We start from the raw sequence: 15739 nt of genomic DNA on the forward strand, positions 1-15739 counted from the left end.
CCAACATTTATAGCCGCGCCACGCCCCGCCACCTTAGCAATGGACAGAAAATCGCTCAAGGCCGCATTATGTACGCCATTTGGGGCAAATGTACGAATGTATGCCTATATAGCGTGATCAAGCGACCCGATGATCATACTTGACGGTGCCTGTCCACAACAAGTCCACTGGACTGTGCGAGGTGCAGGGCCGCGAGGATCGCGGCTCTGACCACCGCCGCCGGCAGGTAGAGATCCTTATCGTGCCACAACGGCGGGTCGTCGGCCTCGCCCGCCCGGAGCAGGTAGTCGTATCCCCTGGCGGCCGCCTCCGCGACGAGCTCATCCTCCCCCGTGAGCAGCAGCAGTTGCATCGCGTAGGCCGTCTCTTCCCTGGTGCCGCCCCAGCGACCCCAGGATCCGTCGGCCCGCTGGGTCTCCAGCACCCATCGCACGGCCCGCCGTACGGAGGGCGCGCAGCCGGCGCCGCCGAAGGCGTCCAGCGCCAGCGCGCAGGACACGGTCGCGTAGTAGGGCGAGGCGTGCCATCGGTCGTCCCACCACCCCTCCGGCTGCTGGCGCTCGCAGAGCCAGGCCCCGATCGCGTCCATGTCGGGCCGGTAGCGCCCGGCGGCCTCCGGCCGTACCTTCGCGTACTCTCCGAGGGCGTCGAGCACGTGAGCGTTCACACTGACCGACGCCCCCTCCTCCCCCTGCCAGGTGCAGAAATGGGTGTCGGTGCGGAAGGCCCACAGGCTGCCCGGCTCGAACGGCATGCCGAGGAGCGCGAGGGCGTACAGCGCGACCGACGTGGTGTCGGCGTCCGGCGGCAGACCGGCTCCGGCGGGCGTGCCGACCGGCTGGATCGCGGCCCGCAGGTCCGCCAGCATCTCCGGCGGCACGTCGAAGGGGATCCCCGCACGGGCGAGCCAGCTCAGCACCCAGCCGCGCTCGAAGACCGTGATCGGCAGGCCCACGGGGACCGGCCCGCCGTACCGCCGGGCGACCGCCTCCAGGTGCCGCCGGGCCGCGGTGCCGTGATCCGGCAGCGCACGGCCGCCGAGCCAGGCGGCGGTGGCGGCCGGAGATGCGCCGACGGTGCCGATCGAGGTCGGCTGGACGCCCGGGGCCCCATGGGCGGCGGCACCGGCCACCTCCAGCGCGTGCATGAGCTTCTGTGGCAGTTCCGCGCCGGAGCCGACCCTTGACCTGACCGCGGCGAGCACGCGGTCGTTCATGCCCGCGGGCAGCCGCAGCCTCGGACGCCCGGCGAGCCGCGGCACGTCCCGTTCGGCCAGCGTGTCGAGGTGCGCGTTGACCAGCTCGACCAGCGCGGGCACGATCAGCTCGATCGCCGGCATGTCGGGGAACATCGGCGCGGTGCCCTGCGGCGGCCAGCCGAGCAGATAGTCCAGCCCTCGGCCGGCGGCCGTCGCGAGCTTCTCGTCATCGGGCTCTCCCCGCGTCAGCGCGCACAGGAGCGCTTCGGTCGCGCTCAGCGTCGGGACGAGGGAGTATCCCTCCGGCCCGCCCCAGGATCCGTCGGGCCGCTGGCAGTCCACCAGGAACCGCACCCGCTCCGCATGGCCCACCAGCCACGGCGCCAGGCTCACCAGCCGCCCGGTCTCGTACACCGAAGGGGAGACCGTGCCCCATGGCCGGACCATGAGATCGGTTACCAGCTCGGCGGCCGCGGCCGCCACGTCGATCGCCTTGGGATAGGTCAGGCCGCCGACGCTCACAGCCCACCCCAGTAGTCGGTGATCCCGTAGAAGCCCATGCTGTACCCGATCTGCCTTTCCAGATAGACCACCTCGTCCGGGCAGACGTCGCGCAGCGGCTCCAGGAGCTCGCCGCACCCGTCGACCAGGACGCCGACGAGTTCGGCGATCTCCTCCCGGCCCGAGCAGAGCATCCGCGCGTTGAGATCGCCCCAGGCGAGGTCCCGCTCGTACGTGGCGAGGTCGTTGAGCAGGCGGAGAACGCGCTGCACCTGGCCGCTCGCGGCCCTGAGCTCGTCGAGCCGGCCCAGCGCGGCCGGATCCGCGCCCCGGATCCAGTGGGACACGTTGACGAAGGACGAGCCGAAGTTGTCCGCGTTGTCGAGATACTCGTCCAGGGTCGGCAGCGGCGTCCCCTCGCGGGCGGCCGTCTTCCACTCCCACTCCCGGGCCATGGCCGACAGCATCCGCCGCAGTTCCTCCCGCCAGACGGCCTCACGGCCGGCGAACGCGGGCCCCGCCGCGAGCTCGTCCCGGATCTCGGCGAGGAAGCGGCCCAGGGGGAAGTCCTGCGGCGGCGGGGAGCCGTCCGCCACCGCCAGGCAGCCGCGGACGAGAAGGTCCACCTCGTCCCGTGACGTCGCCTTGTAGTCGAGCAGCCAGTCGAGCGCGAAGATCCACAGCGCCGTACGGCTCGCGATGCGCAGCCGGTCGGCGCTCGCCCACGGCGCGCCGAACGCGTTCGCCTGCGCGACCGCGCTGAACAGCGCCGAGTCGAACGGCCGCGCGGGGAAGAGACCGGGGTGGGCGTCCCGGCACTCGCGCAGATCCCGCGTGAGCTCGGCGGACACGGCCGCGGCGGCACCGCACTCCCGTGCCGCCCGGAGCTCGTCTCCTGTCAGCTTCTTCATGTGTGAGGTCCCGATCAGGTGCGAGGAAGGGGGCGCAGGGTGATCTCGACCCGCTGGCGTGGCCGCAGCGAGGCTCCCATCTGGGGCGTGGCCACCTCCGGGGTGCAGGAGAGCAGGTCGAAGCGGCTGAGGATGCCGGCGATGATCAGTTGGGCCTCCAGCATGAAGACGTGCATACCGAGACACTGATGAGGGCCTCCGCCGAACGGGAAGTACGCGTACCTGTGCCGGCCCGATGACCGGCGCCCGGAGAAGCGGCCGGGATCGAACTCCTCCGGCCGCTCCCAGAACGCCTCCATGCGGTGGGTGATGAAGGGGCTGATGACGATCGTCTCGCCCTTCTTGAGCAGCACTCCGCCGAGGACCTCCGGCTCGACGACCATCCGTGGGAACAGCCAGCCCACAGGGAACAACCGCAGCAGTTCCTGCACGACCTGCTTCGTGTACGGCAGGGCCGCCAGGTGGGCGGGCCGTACGGGACCGTCGCCGACCACGTGGCCGATCTCCTGCCGCAAGCTCGCGGCCACCTCGGGATGCGCCTGCAGCAGGGGCCACAGCCAGGTGAGCGCACCCGCCGTGGTCTCGGTGGCGGTGGCCAGCATGGCGACCAGGTTGTCGCGCACCCACCGGGCGGCGTCCGGCCCGCCGCCCGCCGAGCCCGCGGCCCGGCACAGGACGGAGACGATGTCGTCGCCGTCCCCAGGCTTGTCCTTGTGCCGGTCCACGAGCGGGATCACGACGTCGTCGATCGTCCGCACGGCGTTCCCGAAGGCGCGGTCTCCGGGTAGCGGGACGCGATAGGGGACGAACGGCAGCAGGTAGCGGAATATGACGGACGTGCCGACCGCGTCGAACGCCGGGGCGAGCCGCTGGGCGTCCGCCATGCTGATCTTGTCGCCGAAGAAGATCCGCATCACGACCCTGTTGACGATCCGCGCCATCGCCGACGGGACGTCGATCGGCAGGCCCGACCGGGCCGGTGCGGCGAGCTCGTCGATCCCTTCGCCGGCCGCCTCCGCCATGCGGGCGGCGAGCGCCTCGACGTTCTTCGCCGTGAACACGGGCTGCAGAACCCTGCGGCTCTCCTCCCAAGCGGGGCCGTCGGCCATGACGCTCTCCCCGAACAGCCGGTGCAACGGCTTCCAGAGGACGCCGTCACGCCGATAGTTGGCGGAGTTGCCGCGCAGGACGTGCTGCAGGTGATCTGGATGCGTGATCAGGTAAGGCCGGAAGGGGCCGAGGTTCACCCTGACGACGTCGCCGCCGGACTCCCGGCCGATCTGGAGGACAGCGCTCACCGGATCACGGAGGATCGCGGGAAGCACCTGCCGGAGCGGAAGAGTTCTCGGTTGTCGGACCGCGTTCACGTCAACATCGATCGGCATTCCGACTTGCTCCCCACCTGACGATCACACCGCCCGCGAAGTATCACATGATCCACTCCATTTGATCAAGATTGCAGGGGAGTGACACTTTTGTCCTATGGGGCGGGAGATGCGGCGATGGCGCACTTTGCCCCAAAGTGACGTGTGAGAGGTTTTCCGGGGCCTAAATGAGGGAAGGACCGGGCCTTATGGCCCGGCCCTTCTTCAGGACGTGTCGTCAGGCGTGGCTGGTCACCAGCAGCGCGATGCCCACGAGGATGACGATGGGAATCAGCCACACCACGACCTCGCCGAGGAACTCCTTGTACATGGGGACCGAATCCTCTCGGTGACGTGCGAAAAGTAGACCGACGTGCAGCATATTCGGTCGTACGGCGAGGTGGAACCCGGCATCGCCGCAGGCGGTGAAGCCGGGGCGGCTGTGTCTCACGTGCCCGATGGGACCCGGCCGGCCGCCGGGACACGACCGTCTGCGGGCAAGTCATCGGATGAACCGTACATACATAGCCGCTGGTCAGGGCTTTTGCCGCATCTCGCCTCTAGGGCGGGCGACCGAGCGCTTTCTACCATCGCGCCGGACAGGACGAGGGAGAGACGCGATGTCGAAGAGAAATGCGGTGGTGGCGGCCCTGCTCGTGGTGCTCGGGTTGCTCGTCGCCCGGCCCGCCGAGGCGGCGCCGGTGCGGATCATGCCCCTGGGCGACTCGATCACCGGGTCGCCCGGCTGCTGGCGGGCCCTGTTGTGGAACAAGCTGCAGAACGGCGGTTTCACCAACATCGACATGGTCGGGACGCTGCCCGCCCAGGGATGCGGCGTGCCGTACGACGGTGACAACGAGGGCCACGGCGGTGCCCTCGTCACGAACGTCGCCGACCAGAACCAGCTCCCGGGCTGGCTCTCGGCGACCCGTCCCGACATCGTGATGATGCACTTCGGCACGAACGACGTGTGGAGCAACAGGTCCACCGACACGATCCTCGCGGCCTACAGCAAGCTCGTGGACCAGATGCGGGCGAGCAACCCGAACATGAAGATCCTGGTCGCCGAGATCATCCCGATGAACCCGAGCACCTGCCCCGAGTGCGCGCAGCGGACCGTCGCCCTGAACAACGCGATCCCGGGCTGGGCCGCTTCGAAGACCACGGCGGCCTCCCCGATCGTGGTCGTCGACCAGTGGACCGGCTTCAGCACGAGCACGGACACCTATGACGGCGTGCACCCCAACGACAGCGGCAACCAGAAGATGGCGGACACGTGGTATCCGGCGCTGGCGGCACTGCTCAGCGGGGCCACGCCGTCACCCAGCCCCTCGCCGACCCGGTCGCCGTCCCCGTCACCCTCACCGACCCGGTCGCCGTCCCCGTCACCCTCACCGACCCGGTCGCCGTCCCCGTCACCCTCACCGACCCGGTCGCCGTCCCCGTCCCCGTCACCCTCGCCGTCCCCGTCGCCGTCGTCCGGCTCCTCGGGCTGCGGCGCGACCTACAAGATCGTCAACCAGTGGGGCGGCGGTTTCCAGGGTGAGGTCACGGTCAACAACACCGGCGCCTCTTCCGTCAGCGCCTGGACCGTGACCTGGACCTACGCCGACGGGCAGCAGATCACCCAGGCGTGGGGCGGCAAGGCCACCCAGAGCGGGGCGAGCGTGACCGTGAAGAACGAGAGCTGGAACGGCTCGCTCGGCGCAGGCGCGAGCACCACCTTCGGCTTCATCGCCTCCTGGAACTCCGCGAACTCGGCCCCCACGCCCGCCTGCACGACCGCCTGACCCCGATCACCCCGGGCCGCCCTCAAGCCGGCGGCCCGGCCCGGCATTCCGCCCCCGGCGCGAGTGGCCCGCCCGACAGGCCATCCCCAGCGGCGGCAAACCGCCCGCCGGACCATCCTCGGCGTGCCGACCGCCCGGCAGGCCGTCTTCCGGCGCGGCAGCCCGGGCCGGCAGGCACATACATCCGATGTTCTCCGGTGCCCCACTTTCGCGTGCCCGGGGGACACGCATTTTCACCCGGCCGGCCGAGCAGGACCTCGCGTGGACCGGAGGCTCCGGCCGGTGCCGCGCCGCCCGGAAACACCGCGCCGCCCGGAAACACCGCGCCGCCCGGAAACACCGCGCCGCCCGGAAAGCGCGTGGAGCCGCCGGGCCGGACCGCGAGGACGAGCCCGTCCGGAAACCGGCGCCACAGCGACAGCCACCCCGGGCCCCGGAGCCCGCACCGGCTCCGTCATCGGTAGCCGGTGACGTCGGCGGGGCGGCCGGGGTCCTGGACCTCCACCATGTAGCGCCAGCAGTCGGGGCGGCTGCCGTCCACGTCGGTGAAGCCGTACACCTGGGCCAGTTGACCGCTGGACAGCGACTGCCCGTTCCAGCGGCTCACCTCCGGGTCGGCGGCCAGCGCCGCGACCGCGCGTCCCACGAAGGCCGGGGTCTCGGAGATGGCGAAGTGCGGCACCTTGGCCAGCGCGTCCCGCCAGTTGGCCTCGGTCACGCCGAAGTGTTCCAGCATGAGCTCCGAGCGCAGCCAGCCCGGCGTGAGCGACACCGCGGTCGCGCCGTACGGCGCCAGCTCCTTGGCCTGGGCGAACGCCATGCGGTTGACGGACGTCTTCGCGAGGTCGTAGAAGAACGAGACGCGATAGTTGGCGGCGTTGTATTCCGCCGTGCCGTCGGTGACCTCGACCACCAGACCACCCGGCCTGCGGATCAGCAGCGGCAGCGCGTAATGGCTGGTGATGATGTGCGTGTCGATCGCCAGCCGCAGAATGCGCAGGCCGTCGTCGAGCGAGTGCTCCCAGAGCCGGTCGCTCCAGCTGAACAGCAGCTCGCCGCCCCAGATGTCGTTGACCAGCACGTCGAGCCCGCCCTGCTCGGCGTCGATCCGCGCCACGAGGGCCCGCACCTGCTCGCGGTCGAGGTGGTCGACCGGCACGGCGATCCCCCGCCCGCCGGCGGCGGTCACCAGCTCCGCCGTCTCCTCGATCGTCTCCGGCCGGTTCATCTCCGAGCGCCGCTCGCGCGTGCTGCGGCCGGTCACGTAGACCGTCGCACCCGCCGCGCCCAGCTCGACCGCGATGCCGCGTCCCGCGCCCCGGGTCGCCCCGGCCACCAGTGCGACCTTCCCCTCCAGGCTGCTCGTCATGAGACGACATGCTGGCACCCGCCACCGACAAAATCGCGTCCCGCGGCTTGACCGCGATCCCTGGGGGCAGCAGCGTGCTTTCAGCTAGGGTGCTGATCGCGATCCCGGAGGAGGACGGCATGAGCGAATATGCGGCGACTTTTCAACTTATCGACGCCGACGGGGACGGGCGGATCTCCGCCGAGGAGCTCGTACGCCTGATGGAGGTGCTCGGCCGGCCGCTGACGCCGCAGGGGGCGCAGGGCGCGATCGACCGGGTCGACGCCGACCGCGACGGCCTGATCAACCTGGAAGAGTTCGGCGCCTGGCTGAGCAGCCACCAGCGCTGAGCAGCGGTGAAGAGCAGCAAGCGGCGTCGAGCAGCGGTGAAGAGCAGTGAGCTGCGTTGAGCCGGCGTTCGAGCCGGCGTTCGAGCGGGCGTTCGAGCCGACGTTCGAGCGGGCGTTGAGCGGGCGCTGAAAGGCCACGACGAGTTCTGGGGCGCGGTGCCGGCGGGCGTCGCGAGGCTGCTGCGTCCCCACGTCGGCGAGGTCGCGGACCAGGTGATCGCGGAGATCCAGCGACGGGTGCCCGAATACGCCCGCCCGGAGGACGAGGTCTACATCAAGGTCCTGCGGCTGGCCGTCAACCAGGCGCTGCAGGGGTTCCTCGAACGCATCGAGAACCCGCGTGCGCCGTGGGACCCCGAGATCTTCCGGACGATCGGCAGGGGCGAGGCCGCCGAAGGACGCGACCTCGAACCCTTCCAGACCGCCATGCGGCTGGGCGCGCGGGTCGCATGGCGGCGGCTCACCGAGGAGTCCGAGCGGCTCGGCCTCGATCCGCGCACGCTGTACGACCTGGGCGAGGCCATCTTCGTCTACCTCGACCAGCTCGCCGACGCGGCCGCGGCGGGCTTCGCCGAGGCGCGGGCGCACGCGGCGGGCGAGATGGAGCGCCGCCGCCGGCGGCTGCTCGACCTGGTGCTCACCCGTCCGGCGGCCTCGCCGGAGGCCGTCGCCGACCTGGCGAGGGCGGTCGGCTGGCGGCTCCCCCGCACGGTCGCCGGAGTGGCCCTGGAGGAGCGCGACGGCGGTTCTCCCCTGCCGGTGCTGCCGCCCGACGTGCTGACCGGGCTCGACCGCAACGTCCCGTGTCTCGTGGTGCCGGACCCTGGCGGCCCCGGGCAGGTGCAGGCGCTGGAGAAGGCGCTGCGCGGCTGGCGGGCGGCGATCGGCCCCGCCGTGCCGCTCGCCGCCGCCGCGAACTCGCTCGGCTGGGCCAGGGAGGCCCTCGACCTCGGCACCCGCGGCATCCTGCCCAGCCGAGGACTGCTGCGCTGCGCCGACCACATGGCCACGCTGGTCGTCTTCAAGGACGAGGACCTCGTTGCCGCCCTCACGGAGGTGCGCCTCGCGCCCCTCGCCCACCTGCGCCAGACGCAGCAGGACCGCCTGGCCGAGACCCTGCTCGCCTGGCTGCGCCACGGCCGGGGCGTCGCCGAGGTCGCCGCCGCGCTCCACGTCCACCCGCAGACCGTGCGCTATCGCCTGCGCCAGATCGAGCAGTTGTACGGCGACGCGCTCGCCGACCCCGACGTCCGGTTCGAGCTGGAGATCGTCCTGCGCGCCCGCCAGGCCCGCCATAACCCGCCCGGCGCATAGGACCCGGCTTCAGACCCCGGCGTTCAGGACTCGGCGTTCACAACCCGGCATTCAGGACTCGGCGTTCACGACGGCGCCCACGACCCGGCGTTTAGGCCCCAGCATTCGGGACCCGGCCTTCACGACCCGGCGTTCACGACGGCGCCCACGACCCGGCGTTCAGGACAGGGTGCCGCCGCTCGTGCGCAGGCCCCGGGTGGCCTGCCGCTCGTGCAGGCCGAACCGCGCCTCCGGCTCCCGCGTGCCGTCGAGGATCTCCGCGACATATCCGGCCAGGACCGGGGCGTGCTTGAACCCGTGCCCGGAGTCGCCGCCGAGCAGCCAGACGCCGTCGTCGATCTCGGCGATGATCCATTCGGCGTCCCTGGTCAGCGAATACTGGCATACCTGGCTGAACACCACCGGCGCGCCCACCAGCGAGGGGAACCGCCTGGCCAGGTAGGCGCGGGCCTGTTCCTCGGTGTGCCGCAGCACCCGCCTGCCGCCGCTCTCCGGGTCGTACGGCTCGCCCTCGGCGTCGCCGGTGATCTTCATTCCCATGCCGTCCAGGTCGCCGTGCCCGTACGCCGACAGGTCGTAGTCGCAGAACGCGGGCAGCGGCGGCGTGGTCCAGTCCCTGGGCACCCCGAAATGGTAGGTGTCCTGCCGCGTCACCTCGATGTGCCCCACCTCGAGCGGAAACAGCCGCGGCAGCCACGCGCCGCACGCCCACACCACGCGGTCCGCCGTCAGCACCTCGCCGTCCGCCACGACCCCGGCCCCTCGTCCGTACGGCACGGCCCGGGCCCGCACCTGCCGTACGCCGGAGGCGGCGGCCAGGCGCGCGGTGACCTGCGTCGCCCGCCGGGCCCGCAGCACGCCGGCGTTCGGCTCCCACAGCACGAAGGCGAGGTCGTCACCCCGCAGGCCGGGGAACCGCCGCGCCGCCTCGGCGGGGTCGAGCAGCTCGTAGGGGATGTCGAGCCGCTCCAGAACGTGGGCGCTGCGCGTCTCCCAGCCGTCCGGGTCACGGGCGAACCACATCAGCCCCGACTCGACGAACAGCTCCTCGCCGGTCCGCTGCTCCAGCCCGCGCCAGGCGTCGCGGGCCTGCCAGGCCAGTCGGGGATACCAGTCGTCGGAGCCGTGCGCGCAGCGCAGCAGGCGGGTCTCCCCGGCGCTGGCCTGACGAACGTGACCCGGCGCGTACTGCTCGACAAGCGTCACGCGCCAGCCCTCGTCGGCCAGCCGCAGCGCCAACGACGCCCCCCAGATCCCCGCCCCCACGACGATCGCCGACTTCATCCACCGCTCCTTGATCGCGGACCGACACGTGCATCCGACGTAGGCTACGTCGAATGCGGGCTCCGTCTACAGAGGCACCTGTGCGGCGATAATCGGAGACATGATGGCGGCCGAATCGGCGCAGACACTCGAACGAGGTTTACGGCTGTTGCGGCTGCTCGCCGACGCGGACCGGGGCCGCACGCCGACCGAGCTCGCCCAGGAGCTCGGCCTGAGCCGGCCGATCGTCTACCGGCTCCTGACGACCCTGCAGGCCGAGGGTTTCGCCCGGCGGGACGCGCAGGGCCGCGTGCATCTGGGTTTCGGGGTGCTCGTGCTGGCCCAGGCCGTACACCCCCTGCTGCGGGCGACGGCGCTGCCCGCGCTGCGCGCGCTCGCGGAGCAGGCCGGGGCGACCGCCCACCTGACCGTGGCCGAGGGTGACGAGGGCCTGGCGATCGCGGTGGTCGAGCCGTCGTGGACCGACTTCCACGTCGCCTATCGGGAGGGCTCCCGCCATCCGCTGACGCGCGGCGCGGCCGGGCTGGCGCTGCTCGCGCTGCGCGAGGGCCGTACGGAGCCGCCGCTGCACACGAGCAGCGGACATCTCCAGGAGGGAGCGCAGGGCATCGCCGCGCCGATCCCTGGTCTGCCGTGGCTGGAGGCGTCCGTGGGCCTGGTCAGCTTCGCCGACCTCGACGCGGACAAGGTGGGCCCGCTGGTCCTTGAGGCCGCCTATCGCCTCACGTCCGCCCTGTCCGAGCCCTCGCGCTGACCCTCACGCCTCACGACCGCCCCGTCCGTGCCCCCGCGCCGACCCTCACGCCTCACGCCCCGGGCTGACGTTCACCACTCACGCCCGCCCCGTCCGAGCCCTCGCGCGGCGGTCACCACTTCAGCAGCCGCGGTTCGCCGAACAGCGTGTTGTCCACGGCCACGTCGGCGCGCGCCAGCGGATCGGCCTCGGCGATGTAGAGGCGCTCGGCGGGCAGATAGCGGTGCAGGTGCAGCGCCTCCGCCTCCGACCCGGCCCAGTCCTGGTCGCGTTCGGCCCCACGGCGCACCGAGGTCTCCGGAGACACCTCGATCCAGACGCGCAGGTCCCAGTACGCGTCGATCTCCGGGCGGAACGCGAACACCCCGTCGACGATCGTGATCGCGCCGGGCGCGGCGGCCGTACGCACCGACGAGTGGTCCACCTGCGTGAGCGGGTCGATGGAGCACAGCGCCACGTCCCCCGAGCCGTCCGGCCCCGCCGGTTCGAGCAGCAGGGCGATCGCGGCGTCGTAGTCGTAGGCGTTGCGGTAGTACCCCTCGCCCGACTCCCGGTCGTACAGGTGCCGGTCGCGCCACGGCCGTTTGAAGTCGTCGAGGCTCGCCCGCAGCACCTGGCGTCCCGCTCCGGCGAGGTGCTCGGCGAGCTCGTGGCCGAAGCTCGTCTTCCCGGCCGCCGTGAGCCCGTCCACACCGACGCGCAGGCGCCCGTCGCCGAGAGCCAGCACGCGTTCCGCCACCCGCCGGACCAACGCCGTACGCGCGGGGGACACGGGCGCCGGCGTCGGCTGCCGCCAGGTCGAGACGGACAGGTGGATCTCCGCGGTTGCGCTCATGCCCCACAGCTTGACATTCCCGGCGGCATGGCGAATTGTCGTACATATATAGGACACTCGCGTCCGATAAACGGACGAGCATGGGAGGTGTCATGCCGTACTACCGCATGGTCGGGGAGGTGCCGCGCAAGCGCCACGTGCAGTTCCGCGCACCCGACGGCGGGCTGTACAAGGAGGAGCTCATGGGAGAGGAGGGCTTCTCCTCCGACTCCTCGCTGCTCTATCACCGCTATGCGCCGACGGCCATCGTCAAGGCCGAGGCCGTGGACGCGGGAGCGCCGGGGCTCACGCCCAACCTGCCGCTGTCCCCGCGCCATTTCCGCACCCGGGACCTGACGCCCGACGGCGACCTGGTCTCCGGGCGCATGCTGCTCGCGGGCAACTCCGACGTCCGCATCTCGTACGCGGCGACGGACGCGGCCAGCGAGCTGTACCGCGACTCGATGGGCGACGAGTGCGTCTACATCGCGAGCGGCCGGGCCCGGTTCGAGTCGGCGTACGGCGCGCTCGACGTGGCCGAGGGCGACTACGTGGTGATCCCGACCGGGACGATCCACCGCTGGGTGCCCGAGGGCCGGGTGACCGCGCTGGTGGTGGAGGCGTCCGGGCACATCAGGCCGCCGAAGCGCTACCTGTCCCAGTTCGGCCAGTTCCTGGAGCACGCGCCCTACTGCGAGCGCGACCTGCGCGCGCCGGACGAGCCGCTGCTCGTGGACGGCGAGGAGATCCCGGTGCTGGTCAGGACGCGGGGCGGGCTGACCAGGCTGACCTACGCCCATCACCCCTTCGACGTGGTGGGCTGGGACGGCTGCCTCTATCCGTACGCGTTCAACATCCAGGACTTCGAACCGATCGTGAAGCGCACCCACGCGCCGCCGCCGGTGCACCAGACGTTCGAGGGCCCGGGGTTCGTCGTCTGCTCGTTCTGCCCCCGGCCGCTGGACTTCCACCCCGAGGCCGTGCCGATCCCGTACAACCACCACAACGTGGACTCCGACGAGTTCATGTTCTACGTGGGCGGCGACTACACGGCCAGGAAGGGATCCGGCATCGACGTCGGCTCGATCTCGCTGCACCCGGCCGGCTTCACGCACGGCCCGCAGCCGGGCGCGGTGGAGGCCGCCGTCGAGGCCGTACGGCAGGGGCACACCGAGACGACCGAGATGGCCGTCATGATCGACACCTTCCGTCCGCTCGACCTCGGCCAGGCCGCCCTCGCGTGCGAGGACACCGACTACGCGTGGACGTGGGCGCGGTGAGCTTCGGGCTCGACAACCTGCCGTACGGGGTGTTCTCCCGGCCCGGGGAGCCCCGCAGGGTCGGCGTCCGGGTCGGGGACCACGTCCTCGACCTGGCGGCGGCCCTCGGCGGGGACGTCTACGCGGCGCCCAGCCTCAACCCGCTGCTGGCCCTGGGCCGCGCGGCCTGGCGGGAGACGCGGGCGCGGGCACGCGACGCGGCGGCCACGGGCGACCACCTGATCCCGCTGTCGGAGGTGACCCTGCACCTGCCGATAGAGGTGGCCGACTACGTCGACTTCTACGCCTCGCTTGAGCACGCCTCGAACCTCGGGCGGATCTTCCGCCCGGACGACGAGCCGCTGAAGCCCAACTGGCGGCACCTGCCCGTCGGCTACCACGGGCGGGCGGGCACCGTCGTCGTCTCCGGGACGCCGATCAGGCGGCCGTGCGGGCAGCGGCCGTCGTTCGGCCCGTCGCGGAAGCTCGACATCGAGGCGGAGGTCGGCTTCGTCGTGGGGGTGCCGACGCGGCTCGGCGAGCGCGCCGGCGCGTTCGAGGACCACGTCTTCGGGGTGGCGCTCGTCAACGACTGGAGCGCCCGCGACATCCAGGCATGGGAGTACGTGCCGCTCGGGCCGTTCCTGGGCAAGTCGTTCGCCACCTCGATGTCCGCGTGGATCACGCCGCTCGACGCCCTGGAGGAGGCCAGGGTCGAGGGCCGGTCGCAGGAGCCCGAGCCGCCCGCCTATCTGCGCAGGCAGGAGCCCTGGGGGCTCGACCTCACCCTGCGCGTGGAGCTCAACGGCGAGACGATCGCGACGCCGTCGTTCCGCGACATGTACTGGACGCCCGACCAGATGCTCGCCCACATGACGGTGAACGGCGCGAGCCTGCGCACCGGCGACCTGTTCGCGAGCGGAACGGTCTCGTCGGTCGGGCAACCCGGCTCGCTCATCGAGCTGACCTGGAACGGCGCCGACCCGGTCAAACTGCCCGGCGCGACCCGGACCTTCCTGGAGGACGGCGACGTCGTCACGATCACCGCCTGGACCCCGGGCGGGATCAGCCTCGGCGAGGTCTCGGGGAAGGTCCTTCCGGCGACTTAGCGTATTTCTGTCGTCACCCATCGCTATCTTGGGTGCCCGTGAAGCCACGCACCCTGCCTCCCGCCGCCCGCGTCCTGCTCGCGGTGCTGCTCGTGGCCTGTCCCGCGCTCGCCGCGGGCTGTGCCGTACGCGTGCCGCCCGCGCCGCGCATCACGATCAGCCCCGCCGACGGCGCGGTGGCGGTGTCGCCGGACGCGGCGCTGGTCGTCAGGGCGGAGGGCGGCAGGCTGACCAGCGTGCTGGCGTTCGCGGGGCGAGATCAGGTGCCCGGCGCGTTCGATCCGGGCCGCACCGTGTGGCGGTCGTCGTGGACGCTGCGCCCGGGCACGCAGTATGTCGTCAACGCCGTCGCGACCGGGCCCCAGAGCGTCACCGCCCAGATCGCCGGCCGGTTCCGCACGCTCACCCCGCGCCACCAGGTCGCCGTCGCCTCCGTCGTCCCGTCCGACGGGGAGACCGTCGGGATCGGCATGCCGGTCATCCTGACGTTCACCCGGCCGGTCGAGGACCGCGCGGCGGTCGAGCGGGCGCTGGAAGTGCAGGGGCCTGCCGAGGGCGCCTGGCACTGGGCGAGCCCCACCCAGGTCGCCTACCGGCCGCGCACATGGTGGCCGACCGGCGCCGAGGTGCGCGTCACCGCCCATCTCGCCGGGGTCCGCGCCGCCCCCGCAACGTACGGCTCCGCCGACCGGAGCGTGGCCTTCACCGTGGGGCGGGCCATGATCAGCACGGTCGACACCCGCACGCACCAGATGGTGGTGCGGCAGGACGGCAAGCCGGTCCAGCGCATGCCGATCAGCGCGGGCATGGCGACCACCAGGGAATACACGACCACGAGCGGGATCCACCTGACGATGGACAAGGGCAACCCCGTCCGCATGGTCTCCCCCGGTCGCCACAAGGGCGACCCCGGTTACTACGACATGCTCATCGACTACGCCGTACGGATCTCCAACAGCGGCGAGTACGTCCACGCGCTCGACAACGTGTGGGCCCAGGGCCGGGTGAACGTCAGCCACGGCTGCGTGAACGCCCGCCCCGACCAGGCCAGGTGGTTCTACGAGCACGCGCTGCGCGGCGACCCCGTCATCGTCACCGGCACCACGCGCGAGCTGGAGTGGAACAACGGCTGGGGCTACTGGCAGCTCTCCTGGCCCCGGTGGCTGGCCGGCAGCGCCCTCCGGCACGAGGCCACCTCTCCTGACGCCTCTTGACATAGGGCGTCGCAATCGAGTCAGCGCCCTGCATTACCGTCGAGGCATGGCAGTAGCAATCGACTTGACCCTTTACTGCGAGAACGCGCGGCTCGTCGCCGAGTTCTGGAAGACGGCGCTCGGCTACGTCGACGACATCCCGGCGACCGAGCACGCGGCCAGTGAGGAGTCCCTCGCGCGGTTCGACCTGCCGGCCGGGGGTGCCGAAGACGACGGCGTCTTCCTCCGCGACCCCGAGGGCAACGGCCCCCGGTTCTCCGTCCTCCGGGTCCCCGAGCGGAAGACGGCGCAGAACCGGCTCCACATCGACGTCCGCGTGCCGGGGGACGGCACGCCCGCCGACCGGTGGGAGCGGATCAGGACGGAGGCCGCCCGGCTCGTGCGCGCCGGCGGCACGATCCTGGAGGCGTTCGACGACCACATCCTGATGGCCGATCCCGAGGGCAACGAGTTTCGCGTCACCGCTTTCCCCGCGTGAGACCCCGGGTCCGCCGCGTGAGGCCCGGCCTCTGGGACAACGCGACCTAGT

General features: G+C 71.7%; 14 protein-coding genes. 8 read left to right on the plus strand and 6 right to left on the minus strand.

Going from position 1 to position 15739, the window contains the following annotated elements:
- Positions 1–133: 133 nt before the first annotated feature.
- The 3 genes from HCK04_RS34545 to HCK04_RS34555 are packed head-to-tail and all read right to left on the minus strand — an operon-like array spanning position 134 to position 3995.
- The gene (locus HCK04_RS34545) at positions 134–1720 is read right to left on the minus strand and encodes a prenyltransferase/squalene oxidase repeat-containing protein (protein ID WP_260617512.1); all 1587 of its coding nucleotides are present in this window, start codon (positions 1718–1720) and stop codon (positions 134–136) included.
- Positions 1717–2610 carry a terpene synthase gene (locus HCK04_RS34550; RefSeq protein ID WP_142651557.1) on the minus strand — a complete coding sequence of 298 codons (894 nt, stop codon included), beginning with the start codon at positions 2608–2610 and terminating at the stop codon, positions 1717–1719. Before HCK04_RS34550 ends, HCK04_RS34545 begins: the two co-directional genes overlap by 4 nt.
- A gap of 14 nt (positions 2611–2624) precedes the next feature.
- Positions 2625–3995: a cytochrome P450 gene (locus HCK04_RS34555; protein WP_142651558.1), complete on the minus strand. Its 1371-nt coding sequence runs from the start codon at positions 3993–3995 to the stop codon at positions 2625–2627.
- A 599-nt stretch (positions 3996–4594) separates the two neighbouring features.
- Between HCK04_RS34555 and HCK04_RS34560 the strand changes: the two genes are divergently transcribed.
- Positions 4595–5764, plus strand: a complete 1170-nt coding sequence (locus HCK04_RS34560; RefSeq protein ID WP_142651559.1) for a cellulose binding domain-containing protein — start codon at positions 4595–4597, stop codon at positions 5762–5764.
- A gap of 454 nt (positions 5765–6218) precedes the next feature.
- Here HCK04_RS34560 and HCK04_RS34565 read toward each other — a convergent pair whose 3' ends face one another.
- Entirely contained in the window at positions 6219–7133 is a 915-nt protein-coding gene (locus HCK04_RS34565) for an SDR family oxidoreductase (RefSeq protein ID WP_142651560.1), read from the minus strand.
- Positions 7134–7141: 8 nt separating this feature from the next.
- Between HCK04_RS34565 and HCK04_RS34570 the strand changes: the two genes are divergently transcribed.
- Positions 7142–7462, plus strand: coding sequence for an EF-hand domain-containing protein (locus HCK04_RS34570; protein WP_312845788.1), 321 nt, complete (start codon positions 7142–7144; stop codon positions 7460–7462).
- Between the two features lie 156 nt (positions 7463–7618).
- Positions 7619–8776 carry a PucR family transcriptional regulator gene (locus tag HCK04_RS34575; protein ID WP_260617513.1) on the plus strand — a complete coding sequence of 386 codons (1158 nt, stop codon included), beginning with the start codon at positions 7619–7621 and terminating at the stop codon, positions 8774–8776.
- A 159-nt stretch (positions 8777–8935) separates the two neighbouring features.
- On the opposite strand, the gene HCK04_RS34580 is transcribed toward HCK04_RS34575, so the two are convergent.
- Positions 8936–10060, minus strand: a complete 1125-nt coding sequence (locus tag HCK04_RS34580) for an FAD-dependent oxidoreductase (RefSeq protein ID WP_142651561.1) — start codon at positions 10058–10060, stop codon at positions 8936–8938.
- Positions 10061–10160: 100 nt separating this feature from the next.
- On the opposite strand from HCK04_RS34580, the gene HCK04_RS34585 reads away from it, so the two are divergent.
- On the plus strand, positions 10161–10814 hold the full coding sequence (locus HCK04_RS34585) for a helix-turn-helix domain-containing protein (RefSeq protein WP_240972088.1): 654 nt from the start codon (positions 10161–10163) through the stop codon (positions 10812–10814).
- Between the two features lie 112 nt (positions 10815–10926).
- Here the strand turns inward: HCK04_RS34585 and HCK04_RS34590 are convergent, their stop codons facing one another.
- Positions 10927–11649, minus strand: a complete 723-nt coding sequence (locus HCK04_RS34590; RefSeq protein ID WP_142651562.1) for a uridine kinase — start codon at positions 11647–11649, stop codon at positions 10927–10929.
- Between the two features lie 92 nt (positions 11650–11741).
- Here HCK04_RS34590 and HCK04_RS43075 point away from each other — a divergent pair, with 92 nt between their 5' ends.
- Genes HCK04_RS43075 through HCK04_RS34610 form a run of 4 tightly spaced genes read left to right on the plus strand, consistent with a single transcriptional unit; the run spans position 11742 to position 15688 of the window.
- Positions 11742–12908, plus strand: coding sequence for a homogentisate 1,2-dioxygenase domain-containing protein (locus tag HCK04_RS43075; RefSeq protein ID WP_142651572.1), 1167 nt, complete (start codon positions 11742–11744; stop codon positions 12906–12908).
- Complete coding sequence (gene fahA / locus HCK04_RS34600) at positions 12890–13996, plus strand: fumarylacetoacetase (RefSeq protein ID WP_260617514.1); 1107 nt, start codon at positions 12890–12892, stop codon at positions 13994–13996. Before HCK04_RS43075 ends, fahA begins: the two co-directional genes overlap by 19 nt.
- A gap of 38 nt (positions 13997–14034) precedes the next feature.
- On the plus strand, positions 14035–15210 hold the full coding sequence (locus HCK04_RS34605) for an Ig-like domain-containing protein (protein ID WP_260617515.1): 1176 nt from the start codon (positions 14035–14037) through the stop codon (positions 15208–15210).
- Positions 15211–15256: 46 nt separating this feature from the next.
- Positions 15257–15688, plus strand: a complete 432-nt coding sequence (locus HCK04_RS34610; RefSeq protein WP_142651563.1) for a VOC family protein — start codon at positions 15257–15259, stop codon at positions 15686–15688.
- Positions 15689–15739 lie beyond the last annotated feature (51 nt).

The sequence above is a fragment of the Microbispora sp. CL1-1 genome (genome assembly GCF_012034195.1).
GTDB lineage: Bacteria > Actinomycetota > Actinomycetes > Streptosporangiales > Streptosporangiaceae > Microbispora.